This window comes from Acidimicrobiia bacterium, from assembly GCA_036396535.1.
Classification (GTDB): Bacteria; Actinomycetota; Acidimicrobiia; order Spongiisociales; family UBA5794; genus DASWKR01.
This window is the reverse complement of sequence record DASWKR010000067.1, coordinates 13961-32193: the sequence shown is the minus strand read 5'-3', so window position 1 is coordinate 32193 and position 18233 is coordinate 13961. Positions and strand designations below refer to the sequence as shown.

The window sequence follows — 18233 nt, the reverse complement described above, 5'->3', positions numbered from 1 at the left end:
GCTGTGTCCCGGTCACAGATACTGGCCGGGGGTGACGGCCTCGATCGTCCGATGCTCGGTCTCGCCCTCGATCAGCGTCCGGACGTAGACGATGCGTTCGCCCTTCTTACCGGAGATCCTCGCCCAGTCGTCCGGATTGGTGGTGTTCGGCAGGTCTTCGTGCTCCCGGAACTCCTGGGTGACGGCCGACAGGAGGTCCTCGGCCAAGAGCCCCTCGGGCTCGCCGCTGATCTCTCGCTTGATGGCGTCCTTCTTGGCCCTGCGCACGATGTTCTCGATCATCGCCCCGCTCGAGAAGTCCTTGAAGTAGAGAACCTCGCGATCGCCGTTGGCGTACGTCACCTCGAGGAATCGGTTGGCGTCTGAGGTGTCGTACATGTGGTCGACCAGCATGTCGAGGAGCGCCTCGAGCATGACGCTCTTGTCCCCGCCGTGGCCGGAGAGCAGGGTTTCGGCGTATGGCAGCTCCGACGTGAGGTAGATCCGGAAGATCTGGCGGGCGGCGTCGCGATCCGGTCTCTCGATCTTCACCTTCACGTCGAGGCGCCCGGGGCGGAGGATGGCCGGGTCGATGAGGTCCTCGCGGTTCGATGCGCCGATGACGATGACGTTGCGCAGCGTCTCGACGCCGTCCAGCTCCGAGAGGAGCTGCGGCACGATGGTCGACTCGACGTCGGAAGAGACGCCCGTCCCACGCGTCCGGAACAGCGAGTCCATCTCGTCGAAGAACACGATCACCGGAACGCCCTCGCTCGCCTTCTCCTTGGCGCGTTGGAAGATGAGCCGGATCTGGCGCTCGGTCTCACCGACGTATTTGTTGAGGAGCTCCGGGCCCTTGATGTTGAGGAAGTACGAGCGGATGTCCTCGTTGCCTTCCTTGCGGCCGACGGCCTTGGCGAGGCTGTTGGCGACGGCCTTGGCGATGAGCGTCTTGCCGCAGCCCGGCGGCCCGTACAGCAGGACGCCCTTCGGCGGAGCGAGGTCGTATTCGGCGAACCGCTCCTTGTACATGTATGGCAGCTCGACGGCGTCCTGGATCGCCTCGATCTGCTCGCTCAGCCCACCGATGTCCTCGTAGGTGACGTCGGGAACCTCCTCGAGGATGAGCTCCTCCACCTCGGGGCGGATCAGCTTCTCGAAGACCAGCCCGGTCTTCGGATCCATGCGCACGTGGTCGCCGATGCGGATGTGCTCGCCCATGAGCGGCGCTGCTCGCTCGACGACCCGCTCCTCGTCTGCCCTTCCGGTGACGATGATCCGCGACTCCGGGAGGATCTCCTTGACCGTGACCACCTCGCCGACGGGGTCGAAGTCGCGGACGTCTATCACGTTGTACGCCTCGTTGAGCAGGACCTCCTGGCCGAGCTCGAGCGCCTTGATCTCGAGGTTCGGCTCGACGTTCACCCGCAGCTTCCTGCCGGACGTGAAGACGTCGGCAGTCCCGTCCTCGTTGATGCCGAGGATCGTGCCGAACGGGTTCGGCGGCGACGTGAGCTTCTCGACTTCCTCACGGAGGAGGGCGAGCTGCTCGCGGGTCTCCTCGAGAGCCGTCGAGAGCTTCTGATTCTGCGAGGCGGCTTGCGACAGCTTGTTCTTGGTCTCGAGCAATCGCTCCTCGAGGACCCTGACACGGCGGGGAGCGTCCTGGAGGCGGCGGCGAAGGACGGCCACTTCCTCTTCGAGCATCCTGACGGTCGCTCTCAGCTCCTGGGCTTCACCGTGCTGGTCCACGAGTCACAAGCCTCCTTTTGCGCTCTATCGGCGTCCCGACCGCCTACCTTCAGGACCTGCTTCGCAGTGTAGGCAGAGGCGTGTTCAAGGGTTACGACCGATTCGGGGGGCGGCGCGGCCCTCACGGCTGGACGAGTCGGCCGACCGTGATGAAGCCGGTGTGGGCCTGCATGCGGTGGCTGGGGCGGACCGAACGGCCCTCGATGACCCACTCGCGCTCGAGCACCTCGAGGGTCTGCGCCTCGTGGAAGCGTTTCGAGTCGGCCATCGCCTGGCGCACCTCTTGGACCTGGGGAACGGTCGGGACGTAGCAGCAGAAGATCCCGCCCGGCCGAAGATGCTCGACGGCCGGGGCGACGGAGTGCCATGGCTCGGGGACGTCGAGCACGACCCGGTCGGGCGCCACGTCGGCGATGTGGTCCTCGACCTCACCGAGGCGCAGCTCGAGCTGTGACGGGATCTCTCCGAAGAACCCGACGATCCGCTTGTGGGCGATGGCGGCGTGGTCCTGGCGTCGTTCGACGCTCACGACCTTCCCGGCCGGCCCGACGGCGCGTGCCAGGACCATGGCGAGCGCCCCTGAACCGGTGCCGGCCTCGAGGACGGTGAGGCCGGGGGCGATGTCGGCCCACATCACCATGGCGGCGGCGTCCTTGGGGTACACGACGGCGGCGCCCCTGCTCATCTTGAGGGCGTAGTCGGCGAGCCGCGGCTTGAGCGCTACGAGACGCGAGCCGAGCGTCGACTCGAACGATGACCCCTCCGGCGAGCCGATGATGGCGTCGTGGGAGACCGAGCCCCTGTGGTACTGGAAGTCGCCGCCGGGGCGCAGCTCGATCAGGTAGGTACGACCCTTGGCGTCGAAGAGGAGGCAGGGATCGCCCGGTGCGAACAACTCAGCTCGAGAGGACGGCTACGACGGTGGCGAGCATCGTGAGGACCAGCCCCACGACGACGACGAGGGCGATGATCTTGATCATCTGCTCGCGATGCCGGAACATTCAGCCCTCCACCACGGTCTCGTCCATGATCGCCTCGCCGCGCAGCAGCCTGATCGTCACCGCCTCACCCTCACGCAGGGTGCGCCTGTAGATCGGGCTCCCATCGATGGCGGAACGCTCACGAAGCCAGGACACGAGCGCGATGGCGGCGCCGAGCCCGGCCACATACGGCTGACCTCGCCTCGCCCCGCCGAAGAGTTGACGCAGCCCGAACGTCAGGTACCGGTTCATTTGAGTCGATACACCTCGACCCGGGCGCCCCCGGCACGCTTGCCTTTCCTCCTGCCGACGAGATAGGCGAGCGCCACCGCGACGACGATGGCGACCGCCACCACGGTCCCCGTCTGCTTCGCTTGGGACTTCGTCTCGCTGACGATCTCGTCGATCTCGCGCAGCTTCGCCTCGAGGTCGGCACGTTGAATTGCCACGGTCACGTCCCCCCTTTCGAGGATCTGGCGGCCAGCGACACCACAAGTGCCGCCACCACGACGAGCGCAGCCACCGTTGCCAGGTACCCGAGTGCCGACCAGTTGGCGCCTTCCGGCAACGCCTCGACGATCCAACGCTGCACGGCGATGGTGAGGAGTAGGGCGGCGAGCGACCAGCAGACGGCGGCCCCGAAGGAGAAACCGGCCAGCCTTCCGAGGTTCTTGGCCGGTTCGATCGTCTCCTGGACGAGATACGCCTTCGACATCTCCACGAACTCGGAGACGAGTTGCGGGATCTCCGTCGGGTTGGCCATGACATCGCTCCGGTCGCCGGCTTGCGCCTTCGAGGCTACCCCATCGGGTCACGCCGCCGTCCGGCTGCGGCGGCCCGGTGCGGGACGGAAGCGCGTAGCGATGTCGCGAGGCCACTGAGCGTGGTCGGCTCCGCAGGGACGACGCAGTAGCATCACGCCCGATGAGACCGGTGCACTCGTCGGAAGTCGACGCCATCCGAGAGCACAGTCGCGCCAGGCTCAACCTGTACCCGATCGTGGCGGGCCAGTCCGTGTCGCTCCTCGGCGACTACATCGCCTTCGTCACCGTGCCGTTCTTCGTCCTCGAGTTGACGGGTCGTGCCATCGATCTGGGTCTGACGGCGGCTGCCGAGACCCTCCCGCTCCTCTTCTTCGGTTTCGCGGCGGGAGTCCTGCTCGACCGCTACCGGATCAAGCGCATCCTGATCCTCGCCGACCTGGTCAGGGCAGGAGTGTTCGTGGGCCTCGCCTTCGGGTCGGCGGGCGACTCCCTCGAGGTGTGGACGGTGCTGGCCGCCGCCTTCCTGGTCGGAACGATGACGACGTTCTTCGACTCGGGGCTTCAGTCACTGCTCCCGGCCGTCGTCGGGCGGTCGATGCTCGTCGACGCCAACTCGCGGTTGTCACTGGCGCGCACGGTCGCCTTCTCGATCGGACCGGCCATCGGCGGGCTCCTCGTGGCGAGTAGCGGAGGGTTCCCGCTGGCGTTCGGGGTGAACGCGGCGACGTTCGGGGTCTCGGCGCTGCTGTTGCTGAGGATCAGGGAGCTGCACGCCCGCCCCGAGCCGGTCAAGGAGACGTTCGCCTCGGCCCTCCGCGCCGGGCTCCGGTTCTTGAGCCGGGACCGGCATCTGCGATGGGCCACGATCGGGGCGGCTGTCATCAACTTCGTCTTCGCACCGCTCGAGGCTCTGCTCATCCTCTTCGTCTCGGACCGGCTCGCCGGGATGGTCCAGGTCCCGACCTGGCTCGAGTGGCTGTTCGTCGAGCAGGCGGAGGTTGGGCTCTTCATCGCCTTGCAGGCGGCCATCGGCTCGCTCGGGGTCGCCTTCGCCCCGCGGCTCGCCAAGCGGATACCGCTCGGGCGGATGTACGTCATCGGCATGATCCTCATGGGCGGCGGTTTCGTGGTCGTCAGCAGGCTGACGACGTTCTGGGCGGTGTTCCCGGCAGCGCTGGCGCTGACGGGCATCGGCTGGATCAACGTGTCGTTCTCGACGTTGCGCCAGCGGCTCACGCCCGAGCCGATGCTCGGGAGGGTGACTGCGGCGTCGCGCACGATCGCATACCTGTTCATCCCGCTGGGCGCCGCCATCGGAGGCTGGCTCGCCGACGAGATCGGCCTGACCACCGTCTACCTGCTCGGGTCGAGCGCCGTGCTCGCCCTGGCAGTGGTCTTCCTGGTCACGCCGCTGTGGCTCTGGCAGTCCCCGGCCGAGAACGACGGAGCGGGGTCCGTGCTCCAGCAACGGCTGGCCGTGGCAACGAAAGGTCTCCGCCCACGGCCGTGACGCGGCAGCCGTCAGACCCAGCGTCCGGATGACCTGACTTCCACGAGGCTGGGTCCGCCGGTCACCGCCAGCGCCTCGCGCAGCGCATCTCCCAGGTCGGTGGCGTCGGTCACGGTGAAGCCGCGCCCGCCGCACAGCTCGGCGAACTTGCCGAAGTCCGGGTTGACGAGCGACGTCTGCCATACCGGACGCAGCGCCCCCACCTGCTCCCGGCTGATCTTGGCGAGCTCGTCGTTGTTCAGCACGACGTGGGTGATCTCCATGCCGTACTTGACGGCCGTCGTGAACTCGGCGAGGTACTGACCGAGCCCTCCGTCGCCCGAGATCGAGACGATCTGGCGGGACCCTCTGGTGGCCGCCCACGCCCCGAGTGCAGCCGGGAGGGCGAAGCCGATCGACCCGAGGTATCCGGACATGATGATGTCCTGGTCGCCGCGGCACTCGAAGTAGTGGCCGAAGGCATACGTGTTGTTGCCGACGTCGACGGGAATCACGGCATCGGGAGCAACGAGCGACCCGAGCGCATCGAACAGCAGAGCAGGGTGCATCCGGCCCTTGGCGTCCTCGTACTCCCGGCGCCGCGTCTTCTCGGCTCGCCACGCCGCCCACCGTGCCGCCAGGTCTTCCCGCAGCTCGGGACGCGACGTCGCCGGAAGGTGCTCCTGCATGAGCGCCAAGGTGCGGCCGATCTCGCCCCACAGCGCCACGGTCACCGGATGGAACTTGCCGAGCATCATGCGGTCGAAGTCCACCTGGATCGTCGGCTTCTTCGTCGAGATCCCCGTGTGATTGGAGAACGATGCTCCGAGGACGAGCAACAAGTCGCTGCGGCCCATCACGGCCGACCCGACCGGTGTGCCCGACCGGCCGAGCACGCCACAACCGAGCGGATGATCGTCCCCGATCAGGCCCTTGGCCTTGAACGTGGTGATCACGGGGGCGTCGATGTGCTCGGCGAGGGCGATCACGTCCCGGCGGTACGGCCGAGCACCGTTGCCGGCGATGATCACCGGCCGTTTGGCGGCGACGAGCATCTCGCAGGCCCGCTCCAGCTCCTCGGTCGGTGGCGCTATCTGGATGGCGGACAGCCGTCCCTCGATGGGTCGGGGCGGCGGCTCCTCGAGCCCACGGAGGTTCTGCACATCGTCTGGGAAGATGAGGTGCGCCACGTCCCGATTCACGACGGCGTGCTTGACGGCCAGCGCCATCAACTCCGAGGCGTTGGCGCTCGTCACGACGGTCTGCGACCACTCGGCGACCGCCTCGAACGCCGAAGCGGTCGGGATCTCCTGGAAGGCGCCCGGTCCCAGCACCTGGCTCTGGACCTGTCCGGTCAAGGCGAGGATCGGCACTCGATCCACCTTGGCATCCCAGAGGCCCGTCAGCAGGTTCGTGGCCCCGGGCCCGGCGATCGAGAAGCAGGCGGCGGGACGCCCGGTCAGCTTGGCATAGGCCGACGCCGCGAACGCTCCGGCTCCCTCGTGCCTGATCCCGAAGTAGGTGAGGCGCCCGTCCTTCTCGGCGATGCGGAAGGCGTCGGCGAGACCCAGATTCGAGTGACCCACCATCCCGAACACGGTGTCGACGCCCCATTCGGTCATGACGTCGACCATCTGGTCCATCAACGTCACCGTGCGGTGCGGAACCGGCAGCTCGACGTACAGCCCGTCGTCACGTTCCTCGAGCGGAAACGCCGTCGCCGCGTCGTCGTAGCCGGGAGGTGGGGCGCCCGTCACCGGGTCGTACTCGTAGCCGTGCCACGGGCAGATGAGGCATCCGTCCTCGATGTGGCCCTCGCCGAGAGGTCCGCCCTGGTGAGGGCAACGGTTGTCGAGGGCGGCGTACCCGGCGGCGGTACGAGTGATGGCGAGAGCGCGCTGGGCTGCGACGACCGTGGTGACTCCGCCGACCGCGAGGTCGCCCGGGTCGATTCGATGCCAGGCGCGTTCCGTCTCCCCGGCGGTCATCGGCGGCGGTACTCCTCCTCGGTGACCTTGCGAGAGGTCCACTCGGTGACTCCGCCCGTGGTCAGCGAGAGCTGCACCATGTGCGAATGCGGTAGCGCACCATGCCAGTGGACCTCACCGGGCGGGGCGTACACCACGTCGCCCGACGACATCTCGACCGTCTCACCCGCCTCGGTCTGAACGACGCCTGCGCCGGACGCGATGTACAGCACCTGCCCGTCGGGGTGACTGTGCCAGTCGGACCGGGAGCCCGGTTCGAAGAGCACACCAAGGGCGTTGAGGGCTCCTTCACTGCGTGGCCTGGAGAGGACCCCGAATCGCACGCGACCCGTGAAGTGCTCCTCACCGGACGGTTGCCATTCGATTGCAGTGCTCGGCGTGTGCTCCAAGGGCCCTCCAGGTCGCGGGAGGGCAAGGCTACCGAGCGGGCGGCCGGCTCGTCAGAAACGCCGTTTGCGGTTGTGGGTTCGGTTGATGCTGGCCGTCGAACGAGCCCGGGCGGCCCCCCGCCCGCGCGCCAGCCATCCGACGGCGAAGCCGAACACCACCGCGATGATGATCCAGATCGTGATCTGGGACGCCACGTATGTATCCATGGTCTACTCCTCCAGGGCGGTGAACTCGATGCGGCGGTTGCGGGCTTCGCCCTCCGGTGTTCCATTGTCTGCGACGGGGCGGGACTCGCCGTACCCGATGACGACGAATCGCTCCGGGTCCTCCCCGTGCGCCACCAGGTAGTCGAGCACCGCCTCGGCTCGCCGGCGCGACAGGTCGAGGTTGTGCTCGTCCGTTCCGTTGTCGTCGGTGTGCCCGCTGATCTGCACCGGCACGTTCGGGACCTGCTGGAGGGCATCGAGGATCTCGTCGAGCAGGTCCTGCCCGCGCGGCGTGATGACGTCGCTGTCGACGCCGAACTCGACGACCTTGCCCTCGATGAGCTCGTCGAGGTTGGTCTGCAGCTCGACCACCTCCTCCTGCGTCGGCGGGGGGACCTCGGTGTCCTTCACGGTCAGGCTGTCGACGAAGTCGAAGGTGAGGGCGCTGAGGATCTCCTCGACGTCGGTGACGGCCTCACCGCGCTCCTGGCGGGTGTCGAACTCGGCCCCGACTCGCACGAGCCCGGCGTCCGGGTTGGCGAGCACCTCCCCTGAAGCGGTGCGGCCGTCCATCTCGCGCACCACGGTGAGGATGGTGCCGAGCCAGTCCCGCTCCGGTCCGACCCCCGGCTTCACGACGAGACCGGTGCTGTCGAGCGTGCCGAAGATGCCTGAGAGGGTATCGACGACGAACGTCACGGTGGCATCGTCGGACAACGTCCCGGTCACGATGCCACTGGAGCCCTCCCAGGTGACGATCAGCGGGTCGCTCGACACGACGATATCGCCCGGCACGACTGGGGCGACGAACCGCAGGTCCGTCTCGATCGAACGGATCCCGGCGATGTTCTCCTGGACGAACGCCGGTATCGACGTGAGCAGATCCTCGCGTGGCACGATGCCGGAGATCGTGAGGGCCAGGCCGTGGGCCTCGACATCGACCTCGAGCCCCTCCACCTCCGCCGCCGCGAAGAGTGCCGTCGCTTGACTGGCGAGCGTCGACTCGATGTTGCGCGTCCCGAAGAAGACGGCGGCACCGACGAGGATGACGAGGGGCAGGAAGGCCGTGAGGATGAAGATGGGCGCGTCGAGGGGAGGCTCCGCCTCGACTCTGCTCATCGGCGGAGCACCACCTGCCTTCGAGCCGAACTTGTCGAGCTCTTGGAGGCGCGAGCTCATCTTCTTGGAGGTCTTCGCCATGCCCTACCGTGAGCTTCGGCGCCTGTGCCCGCCTCCTACACGGAATTCTGGGAGGCGAGCGCCGCCAGGAGTCGCCTCACGAGCTCCGCCTGGGCGGGGTTCAGCTTGGCGACCGCCAGCTCGGGTGTCGCCCACTCGACCATGTCCAGCTCCGGGTACTCGCCGAGCCGACCGGAGCCCGGTGGCCATTCCATCGTGAAGGTGTTGCTCACGAACGACGACGGGTCGAGATCTCCACGCGCCGCCCACGCATGGACGACCTTGCCTGCCTTCTGGGTGACGCTCCCGAGCGGGATCACGTCTCCCTCGATCGAGGCACCGGTCTCCTCGTGGAGCTCGCGGATCGCGGCCGCCAGCGGGTCCTCACCCTCGTCGAGCTCTCCCTTGGGGATCGACCACGCCCCGGCGTCCTTGCTCGCCCAGAACGGACCTCCAGGGTGAGCAATCAACACCTCGACCAGAGGACCGTCCATCCGGTAGAGAAGGACCCCGGCGCTCTCGCGTGCCATCCGCCGAACATAGCGCCGCACGGCCTGCGGCGGTTCGTACACTCGGCGTCGTGACCACACTCCCTCATGTCTCGTACGGTGACGTGCTCGATGCGGCCGACCGCATCCGCCCCCACGTGCACCGGACCCCCGTCGTGACCAACAGGACGATCAACGAAGAGCTCGGCGCCTCGTTGTTCTTCAAATGCGAGAACCTCCAGAAGGTCGGGGCGTTCAAGGCGCGCGGAGCGGTCAATGCCGTGATGGCGCTCGATGCCGAACTGGCGGCCGGCGGGGTGGTCACCCACTCTTCCGGCAACCACGGGCAGGCGATGGCCTACGCCGCCGCCATCCGGGGCGTCCCGTGCACCGTGGTGATGCCGGAGAACGCCTCTGCCCTGAAGCGAAGGGCCATCGAGGGATACGGCGCCGACGTGGTCGTCACCGGGCACCATGAGCGGCACGACGCCGCCGAAGCGGTGCTCGCCGAGCGAGGCGGCACCCTGATCCCACCGTTCGATCACAAGGACGTCATCGCCGGGCAGGGTACGGCGGCACTCGAGCTCATCGAGGAGGTCTCGGACCTGGACCTGATCGTCGCCCCGATCGGCGGCGGGGGCCTGCTTTCGGGCACCGCCGTCGCCGCAAGCGGCTCCGGCAGCGGGGCCCGCGTCATCGGCGCCGAGCCGCTCGCAGTCGATGACGCTCACCGCTCGCTCGAGAGCGGTGTTCGCCAGCCGATGGTCCCCGATCCGGAGACCCTGGCGGACGGGTTGCTCACCGGGATCGGGGAGCTCACCTTCGACATCCTCCTGGCGGCGAACGCCACCATCGTCACCGTGACGGAGGAAGCGATCGTCGAGGCGGCCCGCTTCCATCTCGAGCGGATGAAGCTCGTCGTCGAGCCGTCGGGAGCGACCGCCCTCGCCGCCCTTAGAGCCATGGGAGACGCCATTCGGGGCGAACGTGTCGGGGTCATCATCAGCGGTGGCAACACAGACTTGGCGTGGCTGCACCGCTGAGGCGGTCACACCGGCAGCTGACCGCGCGGTTAGATAGTGTTGGTCGCAGCGACGGCCCAGGCCGCGGCTCATCTCGAAAGCGGAGGTCACGATGAGCGACTGGCACTTCATGGATTCGGCTTCTCGAACGAACCTGCTGACGGCGTGGGACAGGGAGGCCGCCGGCATGATGCGGCTGGCGGACGACGCCACCTGGGACTCACCGACCGGTGCCGGCCATTGGAAGGTCCGCGACGTATTCGGGCACATCGTCGACACGACCGAGGGCTACTTCGTCTCTTTCGACGCCGCCAGAGGTGTCGGCGAGCCCCCGGAGAATCTCGGTGTCCGCAACATGGCGAGCTACATCGACAAGGGCGCCCAGGGGTTTCGCAGCCACTCGCGCCGCGACATGGTCGACCGGCTCGGGGACGACCTCTCGAAGTTCCGGCGCATCGTCGACGAGCTGGGCGACGAGGAATGGTCGGGTCTCATCGTCCCGCACAAGTACATGGGCCCGCTCCCGGCATCTTTCTACCCACTGTTTCAGCTCGTCGACTACGGGGTCCACAGCTGGGACATCCGGGAAGGCTCGGGCAGGGGGCATGCACTCGACGGCGACACCGCCGACCTCCTCGTGCCGCTCGCCTTCATCCTGTGGCAATCGACGCATGAGATACCCGAGACGACGGAGCCTTACCAGCTCGGCATCAGGGTCTCGGGACGCAATGGGGGCGACTACGTCCTCTCCGTCGCTCCGGGCGGGCTCACCGTCGAGCCCGGGGACATCGACTCCCTGCCTGCCATCATCGAGTTCGATCCGGCCACCCTCGTCCTCACTTCGTACGGGCGGATGAACGGTGGGACCGTGCGGGGCGATGCTGCGCTCGCCGAGAGGTTCCTCAACAGCTTCTTCAGGATCTGACGATGGCGGGCATCGACCTCGACGCCATTGCCGCCGAACGGCGGCGCCTCGTCGACGAGTACCTCGAAGACGAAGCCGAGCGGCCCCGGTCGACGGCGCGCGGCGTCCACCACGTCGCTCTCTTGTCGTCGGACGTCGAGCGGACGATCCGGTTCTACCAGGGCGTGCTCGAGTTCCCGCTCCTCGAGATCTTCGAGAATCGCGACTACCAGGGCTCGAATCACTTCTTCTTCGACCTGGGCAACGGCAACACGCTGGCGTTCTTCGACTTCCCGGGGCTCGATCTCGGCGAATACGCCGAGGTTCTCGGGGGGCTGCACCATGTCGCCATATCGGTCGAGCCGGAGACCTGGCATCGTCTGCACGCCAAGCTCGATGAGGCCGGGATCGAATACGCCATCCACAGCGAGGTGTCCCTCTACTTCCGCGATCCGGACGGAGTGCGGCTCGAGCTGATCGCCGACCCGCTCGGCGAGATGTACGGGACCAAGCTCATGAGCTGGCGCGAATGACGCTCGCGACAGGCTGAGCGTGCGCCTCGGCGTGTCCGTGAGGAGCTCGTTCGGCGACGCACGGGCCGGAGCGCGCTCGATGATCGCCCGGGCGCGAGCAGCGCGCCTCGCCGGCCTCGACTCGCTCTTCGTCGGCGACCACCACTCCCGCGCCACCGGTTATCTCCAGAACTCGCCGATCCTGGGACGCATGCTCGCCGAGTGGCACGATCGACCGGCAGGGGCGCTCTACCTCCTCCCCCTGTGGAACCCCGTGCTCGTCGCCGAGCAGGTGAGCACACTCGCTGCGATCGCTCCGGGACCATTCGTCATGCAATGTGCGGTCGGTGACGGCGAAGACCAGTTCGGCGCCATGGGTGCCAGGCCGGCGACTCGGGGCAGGGTGTTCGAGGCTGCCCTCCCGGTCATCCAGGCGCTCCTGCGGGGCGAGACGGTGAGCTCGGAGACGCTGGGAATCTCGTCTGCATCCATCGGCCGGGCACCCGAGTCGCCCGTGACGGTGTGGATAGGCGGGCACTCCCCGGCGGCGATCGACCGAGCCGCCCGGCTCGGCGACGGCTGGATCGCCGGCCCGGAGCTCGGCGAGGAAGAAGCCGCCGGGTTGGCGGCCCTCTACCTGGAGCGCTGCGAGCATCACCGCTCGGACCCTGGCGTCGTGGCGCTCAGGAGGGACATCCACGTCGCGGCGACGTCCCAGCAGGGGCGCTCGGTCGTGGACGAGGCCGTCCGCCGCGGGTACCGCGGCATGGATCCAGCCGTCCTGGTGCACGGCACGACAGACGAGGTGGCCACGCGGCTCGGCGCTTTCGGCGACGTCGGCTACACAGACGTGCTCGTCCGGCACATCGCCGACGACCACGAGGCGGTGATGGGTTCCTACGAGCGGCTTGCCGACGTGCGCGCCGCCATCGCGTGAGTGCGAGGCGGGGAGCCCCGCCGTCGGGGGCTCCCCGCTCGCTTCCCCACCGTGGTCAGAACGAGTTGATGAAGTCCAACGCGTACCCGACATCGATGCGGTTCGAATACCCGACGCCGGCGCAGTTCCCGTTCGTCACGTACGAGTTGACCGAGAGGATCGTGTCCGAGTTGCCGAGAAGGTTCGGTCCCCCCGAGTCGCCGAAGCAGGTTCCGCCCTTGCCCTGCGAGCCGTTGAGCGTGAACTTGAGGTACTCCGCCGAGTGGACGTGGTTGCTCGCCACCACCTCGGCGGGGGCGATGCGCCGCAGCCCGTCGAAGACGGCGCCCGGTGGGCCGCCTCCCCTGTTGAAGTCGTTCACCCCGTAGCCGACATTGGTCACGGCCGCATGATTGGCGAGCCCATCTGCCAGCCCCTCGTCCGGCAAGTTCGCATAGCGGGGCAGGTCGACCGGCTCATCGAGCACGACCACGGCGACGTCGTGCGTGTCGAATCCCGGGAGTCCCGGTCCGCATGCCGTGCACCACTGCGGATCCGGATGCCACGTGCCTGTGACGAAGTCGCCGGTGACGAACAGTGCGGTGAGCGCGTCGACACTGAACGTCACTGCCACCGGTACCGGATCGTGCGTCGGGTTCACTGGATCGTCGAAGCAGTGCGCCGCCGTCACGTAGATGGTCGGCGATATGGCCGCTCCTGAGCACAGGAAGGCAAAATCGGTGACCATCCCGACATAGGGATAGTCGTTGTCCGTGTCCACTGTGCCGTTCGTGATCGCCCCGGCTGGAGCCACCGATGCCGTGAGAGCCACGGCTACCGCCGCGACGAGTGTTGCCAGCCTTCTGGCCATATGCGCGTCCCTTTCTCTTGGGGACGCGGCCTTTCGCGCCCTCGGTCACCAACCGTAGTCCTCGGTGACCATGGGTGGGAACAGCACTTCAGCGTGCCGATCGACGCTAGAGGGGGGGCTCATCCCGGCGCCGCACCGGCGGCCCGGCGCTTGGCGACGACGGCGCCGAGGACTCCCCCGACGCCGGCGCACAGCGGCCCGACGAAGACGAGGGCGATGGCAGCGATGCCGAGGTCCGTGAAGCTCCCCTCCGCGAACCAACCGAGAGCATTCCCGAGGCGCACCACGACGAAGGCGACGAGCACGGGAACGGCGTAGCCGATCGCCGCGCCGATCAGGGCCCCGGCGGTGTACGCCAGAGGCGACGGACGCCGTGGATGCTCGCCGGACATGTTCACCCACCGGGCCGGTAGACACTTCATCTCGAGGACGGAAGACCGAAGGATCGGCATCGACTCCTCGCTGCGGAGCCCTCGTCCCAGGTGCGTGGAGTGTAGGTGGGCACTGCGATGTGCGATGGAACGGCGGGCGGCGTTTCGGCGTAGCCTGCCGCCGATGGGCTCGATGAACACCGACGCCACCGTCCCGCTCGACGACCTGCCGGCCGCGCCTGAGCGCAGTTCGTCGCTTGTGAGGAAGCTGATCCAGGTCGCCGTGTCGCTCGTAGTTCTCGTCGCGATCTTCTGGTACGTCTTCAAGCAGGTGGCCGACGTCTCCGAGGTGTGGGCCGCCGTGCGGACGCTCACCTGGCGCGAGAACGCCTTCCTGGCGCTGATCACGGTCGTCAACCTCCTCAGCTACTGGGTGGTGCTCGTCATCGCGACTCCCGGGCTCGGCTTCGTCCAGGCCTCGGTGCTCACGCAATCGACGACGGCCATCGCCAACTCGGTGCCGGCAGGCGGAGGGATCGCCCTCGGGCTCACGTACTCGATCCTGTCTTCGTGGGGTTTCTCGCGATCGCGGGCGACGGTCTCGATCGTCATCACCGGCATCTGGAACAACTTCGTCAAGCTCGGGACACCGATCCTTGCCCTTGCCATCCTCGCCCTCCACGGTCAGCCGGGCGGGGGGAAGCTGCTCGCCGCCCTCGCCGGGCTCGCCGGGCTCGTCGGTGCGATCGTCGTGTTCGCCTTGATCTTGCGCAACGAGGCCTTCGCCGCCAAGGTCGGCACCGGGGCGGGCCGCTGGGCGTCCTCCCTCCTCCGGGCGTTCGGGCGCGGCCCGGTCACCGGATGGGACCGCGCCGTCGTCAAGTTCCGCAACCGGGTCGTCGGCCTCGTCCGGCTGCGGTGGGTGTCGCTCACGGTGTCGACGATCGCCAGCCACGCCGCCCTCTACGCCGTTCTCGTGACGGCCTTGCGTGTCATGGGGGTGTCCGACGCGGAGGTCGGGTGGGCGCAGGTACTGGCGATCTTCGCATTTGCCCGTCTCCTCACGGCGATCCCGCTCACGCCGGGCGGAGTCGGCGTGATCGAGTTGGCTCTCATCGCCGGGCTCACCAGAGCGGGAGGCGACTCGGCAACGGTCGTCGCCGCGGTGCTGCTGTTCCGGGCGCTCACGTATGTGCTGCCGATCCTCTTCGGGGCGTTCGCCTACATGTACTGGCGCCGCAACCGCTCGTGGCGCGGCACCGCTCCCCCGCTCCCACCGGAGCTGTCGGCAGCCGTCGAAGCATGAGGGAGCTGCCTGAGGCTCTCGACCTGTCGAGCTTCAGCCCAACAGGTCCCGGGCGACGACGAGGTCGCGCTCGTAGAGCCCCTCCGAGAAGGAGGCGTACAGAGATGCCAGCTCATCGCTGCCGTCCGGCGTGCGACCTGTCTCCCGGCGAAGACCGACGAGCCTGATCGACCCCCTGAGGGCGCTGAGATCCAGGCTCCGAGCCCTCGATTCTCTGAGGCAGCTCAGATATGCCTCTTCGGCGCCGTCGAGGTCGGCTTCGGGGAGCATTCTCAGGATGTCACCCTTGATGTTCCACAGCTCCGGCGACATGACCGTTTCCGGAGGTCCCGTCCCGATGGCCTCATCGATGAAGGCGAGAGCCGGCCCGCGCTTGCCTGCCATGGCGTGCACCATGCCGCGCAAGCTGAGGATCAACGGCCAGAACACCGGCGGCGTCGTCAGTCCCTTGTAGAGATCGATGGCGGCCTCGGTCATTGCCAGGCCTTCCTCGACCCGGCCGAGCGCAGTCGCCGATACCCCTTCGAGCACCGTGGCGAGGGTGCTCCACACGACGTAGTCGTTCTCGTTGGCGACGATCGCCAGCTCATGGACCCTCTCCAGGCACTCGTCGAATCGACCGCGATCGAGGGCGAGGAATGCGTTGTGGTAGAGCGCGTAGGCGATGCTGTACGGATGGTCGATCCGGCGCGCCAGGTCGAGAGCCTCCGCCACTCTGGTCATCGCTCTCTCCAGGGCGCCGCACTGCCAGAGCAGGAGACCGGAGGCAACCCGAGCCACCACTGCCGTGTTCGGGCCGAGGCGATAGCGGTTCGAGCTGTGGATGCGCGGGTCGTACAACTCGATGGCGCGGTCGAGATGCGGCAGGCCCGTCTCGAGGTCGCCCATGAAGGAGATGGAGGCACCGAGGACGTAGTGCGCCTCGAGCCGAATCGACTCGTCGTCCTCGAGCTCTCCCAACTCGAGGAGCCGCCTTCCGGTTTCGGCGGCCCGACCGAAGTCTGCGGTGTTCACGTAGTAGCTGGCGAGGGCGCGAAGCACGGCGAAGCGCTGCGCGGCGCTGCCGGAGGTCTCCGACATCTCGAGCACCTGTCTGAAGGCTGCCTCCACCTCGACGCCGTAGCCGCGGACCGCCATCAGCGCCCTCGCCAGACTGGTGCGGAGAGTGAGCTCCTCTGCGGCGTGCTCGAGAGGGTGCTCGGCGGCCGCCAGCACGCCGAGAGTGTCGGACGCCAGCTCGATGGCGGCGTGGTACCAGCCCTTGGCTTCGTGGAGCGCCCAGAGCCCGTCGATGAGGTGGAAGAGCTGTTCCAGGTCTTGGCGTTCGACCCAGAATCGCCAGGCGGTCCTCAGGTTGCCGATCTCGGATTCGAGGTCTTCGAGTGCGGCATCGCGCTCCGACCCACGCAGCCGTTCCCGCAGAGCGTCGGCGAACCCGGAGAAGTGGAGGGCGTGGGCTCGGCGCACCGCCTCCTCGCGCTCCGAAGACTCCGCCAGACGCATCGCGGCGTACTCCTTGATCATCTGCAACATCGAGAAGCGCTGCGAGCCGCCGACCTCGTCGCTCTTGACCAGGCTCTTGTCGACGAGGGATGCGAGGGAGTCGACGACGTGAGTCATGCCGAGGGCGGCGGCCGACACATCTTCGAGAGCGGGCAGCCGGGTCGTCGAGAAGGCCGCCATGAGTTCGAAGAGCCGACCCTCGCCCTCATCGAGGAGGTCGTAGCTCCACCCGATCGCCCCCCACAGTGTGCGCTGCCGGTCGGGTCTGTCACGACCTCCGGCTCCCAAGACGTCGAGTCGATCCTGCAAGCGCCCCAGGAGTTCGGCAGGCGTGAACACGTTCAGCCGCGCCGCCGCCAACTCGATCGCCAGCGGGAGGCCGTCCAGGCGGAGACAGATCTCGGCGATGGTCGAGGCGTTGGTGTCGGTGACGGCGAACCCAGACCGCACCGCACGCGCCCTCTCCGTGAAGAGCTGCACGGACTCAGACTCGGCGATCGAAGACGCAGTATCCCTCGGGTGAGGGAGTGCGAGCGGCGGGACGGGGAAGACACGTTCGGCCCGAATCCGAAGTGTCTCACGGCTGGTGACGATGACCTTCAACGCCGGGGCGTGCTGGAGCAGCTCGGCGACGCCTTCGGCGGCGGAAGTCACCTGCTCGAAGTTGTCGAGGACCAGCAACATCTCGAGGTCGCGCAGCCTGGTCTTCAGAACCTGGAGAGGGTCTCCCGCTCCCGAAACAGGGAGGTTGAGGATGCGGACGATCGCTTCGAAAGCGGCGCCCGAGTCGCGCTCGGCGGAGAGGTCTACGAAGAACACTCCGTCACGGAACCTGTGGACCTGCTCGGCGGCGACCTGGAGACCGAGTCGTGTCTTGCCGGCACCACCAGGACCGGCCAGCGTGAGCAGCCTGGTGCCGGTTGCCTCCAGCAGCGCTTGGACCGCTGTCAGCTCGTTGCTCCGCCCCAGGAACTCCGTCGTCTGCAGGGGGAGATTGTGGGGCCGGGCGTCGAGGGTGAAGGGCGGCGGGAAGTCGCTGTCGATGTCGGGGTGAAGGAGCTGATAGAGGTGCTCGGGCAGAGTCAGGTCCTTGAGGCGGTGCAGGCCGAGGTCCCGAAGGTCCGCCCCGGACGGCAGTTGCCCTGCGGCGAGCTCGGCGACGGCAGCCGAGATCAGTATCTGTCCGCCATGGCCCGCGGCCATGATTCGCGCGGTGCGATTCATAGTCGGTCCGAAGTAGTCGCCGTCGCGGTTCTCCGTCTCCCCGGCGTGGACCCCCATCCGCACCCGCAACGGCGATGACGGCCATGGCTCGGCGCTCAGCGCCTTCTGCGCAAGAACGGTGGCTGCCAGGGCGCCGCCGGCCGAGTCGAACACGGCGATGGTCCCGTCCCCGGTCGTCTTCAGGACGGCGCCGCTGGCCTCGTGGATCGATTCGGCCAGGATCACGTCATGCCGCGACAGGGCCGCAGCCATCTCGTCAGGTTGCTCCTCCCAAAGACGGGTACTCCCCTCGATGTCGGTGAAGAGAAACGTCTGCATCCCGCGGCAATATAGGAAGGGGGCGGCGCCGTTCGAATCCGGTGGCCTCCGGCTCGACCAATCGTCGAGAT

The 18233-nt window shown here is 67.7% G+C and carries 19 protein-coding genes; 6 read left to right on the top strand and 13 right to left on the bottom strand.

What is annotated here, in order from left to right:
* Positions 1-12 precede the first annotated feature (12 nt).
* From arc to VGC47_12595, 5 genes are all read right to left on the bottom strand, one after another.
* Positions 13-1686 carry a proteasome ATPase gene (gene arc / locus VGC47_12615; protein HEX9856148.1) on the bottom strand — a complete coding sequence of 558 codons (1674 nt, stop codon included), beginning with the start codon at positions 1684-1686 and terminating at the stop codon, positions 13-15.
* A 166-nt stretch (positions 1687-1852) separates the two neighbouring features.
* Positions 1853-2626 (bottom strand): tRNA (adenine-N1)-methyltransferase, encoded by a 774-nt coding sequence (locus VGC47_12610; protein ID HEX9856147.1) that lies wholly within the window; start codon positions 2624-2626, stop codon positions 1853-1855.
* 106 nt (positions 2627-2732) lie between these two features.
* Complete coding sequence (locus VGC47_12605; protein ID HEX9856146.1) at positions 2733-2963, bottom strand: hypothetical protein; 231 nt, start codon at positions 2961-2963, stop codon at positions 2733-2735.
* A complete protein-coding gene (locus VGC47_12600) occupies positions 2960-3160 on the bottom strand; it encodes a hypothetical protein (GenBank protein HEX9856145.1) in 201 nt (66 codons plus the stop codon). Before VGC47_12600 ends, VGC47_12605 begins: the two co-directional genes overlap by 4 nt.
* Before the next feature lie 2 nt (positions 3161-3162).
* Complete coding sequence (locus VGC47_12595; GenBank protein ID HEX9856144.1) at positions 3163-3474, bottom strand: phage holin family protein; 312 nt, start codon at positions 3472-3474, stop codon at positions 3163-3165.
* Positions 3475-3635: 161 nt separating this feature from the next.
* Between VGC47_12595 and VGC47_12590 the strand changes: the two genes are divergently transcribed.
* Positions 3636-4985 carry an MFS transporter gene (locus tag VGC47_12590; GenBank protein HEX9856143.1) on the top strand — a complete coding sequence of 450 codons (1350 nt, stop codon included), beginning with the start codon at positions 3636-3638 and terminating at the stop codon, positions 4983-4985.
* A gap of 11 nt (positions 4986-4996) precedes the next feature.
* Here VGC47_12590 and VGC47_12585 read toward each other — a convergent pair whose 3' ends face one another.
* Genes VGC47_12585 through VGC47_12565 form a run of 5 tightly spaced genes read right to left on the bottom strand, consistent with a single transcriptional unit; the run spans position 4997 to position 9257 of the window.
* Positions 4997-6952 (bottom strand): thiamine pyrophosphate-binding protein, encoded by a 1956-nt coding sequence (locus VGC47_12585; GenBank protein HEX9856142.1) that lies wholly within the window; start codon positions 6950-6952, stop codon positions 4997-4999.
* A complete protein-coding gene (locus VGC47_12580; protein HEX9856141.1) occupies positions 6949-7341 on the bottom strand; it encodes a cupin domain-containing protein in 393 nt (130 codons plus the stop codon). Before VGC47_12580 ends, VGC47_12585 begins: the two co-directional genes overlap by 4 nt.
* Before the next feature lie 51 nt (positions 7342-7392).
* Entirely contained in the window at positions 7393-7548 is a 156-nt protein-coding gene (locus VGC47_12575; protein HEX9856140.1) for a hypothetical protein, read from the bottom strand.
* A 3-nt stretch (positions 7549-7551) separates the two neighbouring features.
* Positions 7552-8748 (bottom strand): OmpA family protein, encoded by a 1197-nt coding sequence (locus tag VGC47_12570; protein ID HEX9856139.1) that lies wholly within the window; start codon positions 8746-8748, stop codon positions 7552-7554.
* Positions 8749-8783: 35 nt separating this feature from the next.
* Positions 8784-9257, bottom strand: a complete 474-nt coding sequence (locus VGC47_12565) for an NUDIX domain-containing protein (protein ID HEX9856138.1) — start codon at positions 9255-9257, stop codon at positions 8784-8786.
* A 50-nt stretch (positions 9258-9307) separates the two neighbouring features.
* On the opposite strand from VGC47_12565, the gene VGC47_12560 reads away from it, so the two are divergent.
* The 4 genes from VGC47_12560 (at position 9308) to VGC47_12545 (ending at position 12590) form a co-directional block, all read left to right on the top strand.
* On the top strand, positions 9308-10258 hold the full coding sequence (locus tag VGC47_12560; GenBank protein HEX9856137.1) for a pyridoxal-phosphate dependent enzyme: 951 nt from the start codon (positions 9308-9310) through the stop codon (positions 10256-10258).
* A gap of 91 nt (positions 10259-10349) precedes the next feature.
* Positions 10350-11162 (top strand): maleylpyruvate isomerase N-terminal domain-containing protein, encoded by an 813-nt coding sequence (locus tag VGC47_12555; protein HEX9856136.1) that lies wholly within the window; start codon positions 10350-10352, stop codon positions 11160-11162.
* 2 nt (positions 11163-11164) lie between these two features.
* Positions 11165-11674 carry a VOC family protein gene (locus VGC47_12550; GenBank protein HEX9856135.1) on the top strand — a complete coding sequence of 170 codons (510 nt, stop codon included), beginning with the start codon at positions 11165-11167 and terminating at the stop codon, positions 11672-11674.
* Between the two features lie 19 nt (positions 11675-11693).
* A complete protein-coding gene (locus VGC47_12545) occupies positions 11694-12590 on the top strand; it encodes an LLM class flavin-dependent oxidoreductase (GenBank protein HEX9856134.1) in 897 nt (298 codons plus the stop codon).
* A 55-nt stretch (positions 12591-12645) separates the two neighbouring features.
* Here VGC47_12545 and VGC47_12540 read toward each other — a convergent pair whose 3' ends face one another.
* Together VGC47_12540 and VGC47_12535 are read right to left on the bottom strand one after the other, a co-directional pair.
* A complete protein-coding gene (locus tag VGC47_12540; protein ID HEX9856133.1) occupies positions 12646-13440 on the bottom strand; it encodes a trypsin-like serine protease in 795 nt (264 codons plus the stop codon).
* A 119-nt stretch (positions 13441-13559) separates the two neighbouring features.
* Positions 13560-13892: a hypothetical protein gene (locus VGC47_12535; protein ID HEX9856132.1), complete on the bottom strand. Its 333-nt coding sequence runs from the start codon at positions 13890-13892 to the stop codon at positions 13560-13562.
* Positions 13893-13995: 103 nt separating this feature from the next.
* Here VGC47_12535 and VGC47_12530 point away from each other — a divergent pair, with 103 nt between their 5' ends.
* On the top strand, positions 13996-15117 hold the full coding sequence (locus tag VGC47_12530; protein ID HEX9856131.1) for a YbhN family protein: 1122 nt from the start codon (positions 13996-13998) through the stop codon (positions 15115-15117).
* 33 nt (positions 15118-15150) lie between these two features.
* On the opposite strand, the gene VGC47_12525 is transcribed toward VGC47_12530, so the two are convergent.
* Positions 15151-18162, bottom strand: a complete 3012-nt coding sequence (locus VGC47_12525; protein HEX9856130.1) for an adenylate/guanylate cyclase domain-containing protein — start codon at positions 18160-18162, stop codon at positions 15151-15153.
* Positions 18163-18233: the final 71 nt, after the last annotated feature.

Excerpts from the sequence above, each read along its gene's own strand:
- VGC47_12525 (HEX9856130.1), bottom strand. The coding sequence starts at position 18,162 with ATGCAGACGTTTCTCTTCACCGACATCGAGGGGAGTACCCGTCTTTGG.
- VGC47_12565 (HEX9856138.1), bottom strand. The coding sequence starts at position 9,257 with ATGGCACGCGAGAGCGCCGGGGTCCTTCTCTACCGGATGGACGGTCCT.
- VGC47_12590 (HEX9856143.1), top strand. The coding sequence starts at position 3,636 with ATGAGACCGGTGCACTCGTCGGAAGTCGACGCCATCCGAGAGCACAGT.
- VGC47_12540 (HEX9856133.1), bottom strand. The coding sequence starts at position 13,440 with ATGGCCAGAAGGCTGGCAACACTCGTCGCGGCGGTAGCCGTGGCTCTC.
- VGC47_12535 (HEX9856132.1), bottom strand. The coding sequence starts at position 13,892 with ATGCCGATCCTTCGGTCTTCCGTCCTCGAGATGAAGTGTCTACCGGCC.
- VGC47_12570 (HEX9856139.1), bottom strand. The coding sequence starts at position 8,748 with ATGGCGAAGACCTCCAAGAAGATGAGCTCGCGCCTCCAAGAGCTCGAC.
- VGC47_12585 (HEX9856142.1), bottom strand. The coding sequence starts at position 6,952 with ATGACCGCCGGGGAGACGGAACGCGCCTGGCATCGAATCGACCCGGGC.
- VGC47_12530 (HEX9856131.1), top strand. The coding sequence starts at position 13,996 with ATGGGCTCGATGAACACCGACGCCACCGTCCCGCTCGACGACCTGCCG.
- arc (HEX9856148.1), bottom strand. The coding sequence starts at position 1,686 with ATGCTCGAAGAGGAAGTGGCCGTCCTTCGCCGCCGCCTCCAGGACGCT.
- VGC47_12595 (HEX9856144.1), bottom strand. The coding sequence starts at position 3,474 with ATGGCCAACCCGACGGAGATCCCGCAACTCGTCTCCGAGTTCGTGGAG.
- VGC47_12555 (HEX9856136.1), top strand. The coding sequence starts at position 10,350 with ATGAGCGACTGGCACTTCATGGATTCGGCTTCTCGAACGAACCTGCTG.
- VGC47_12550 (HEX9856135.1), top strand. The coding sequence starts at position 11,165 with ATGGCGGGCATCGACCTCGACGCCATTGCCGCCGAACGGCGGCGCCTC.
- VGC47_12575 (HEX9856140.1), bottom strand. The coding sequence starts at position 7,548 with ATGGATACATACGTGGCGTCCCAGATCACGATCTGGATCATCATCGCG.
- VGC47_12605 (HEX9856146.1), bottom strand. The coding sequence starts at position 2,963 with ATGAACCGGTACCTGACGTTCGGGCTGCGTCAACTCTTCGGCGGGGCG.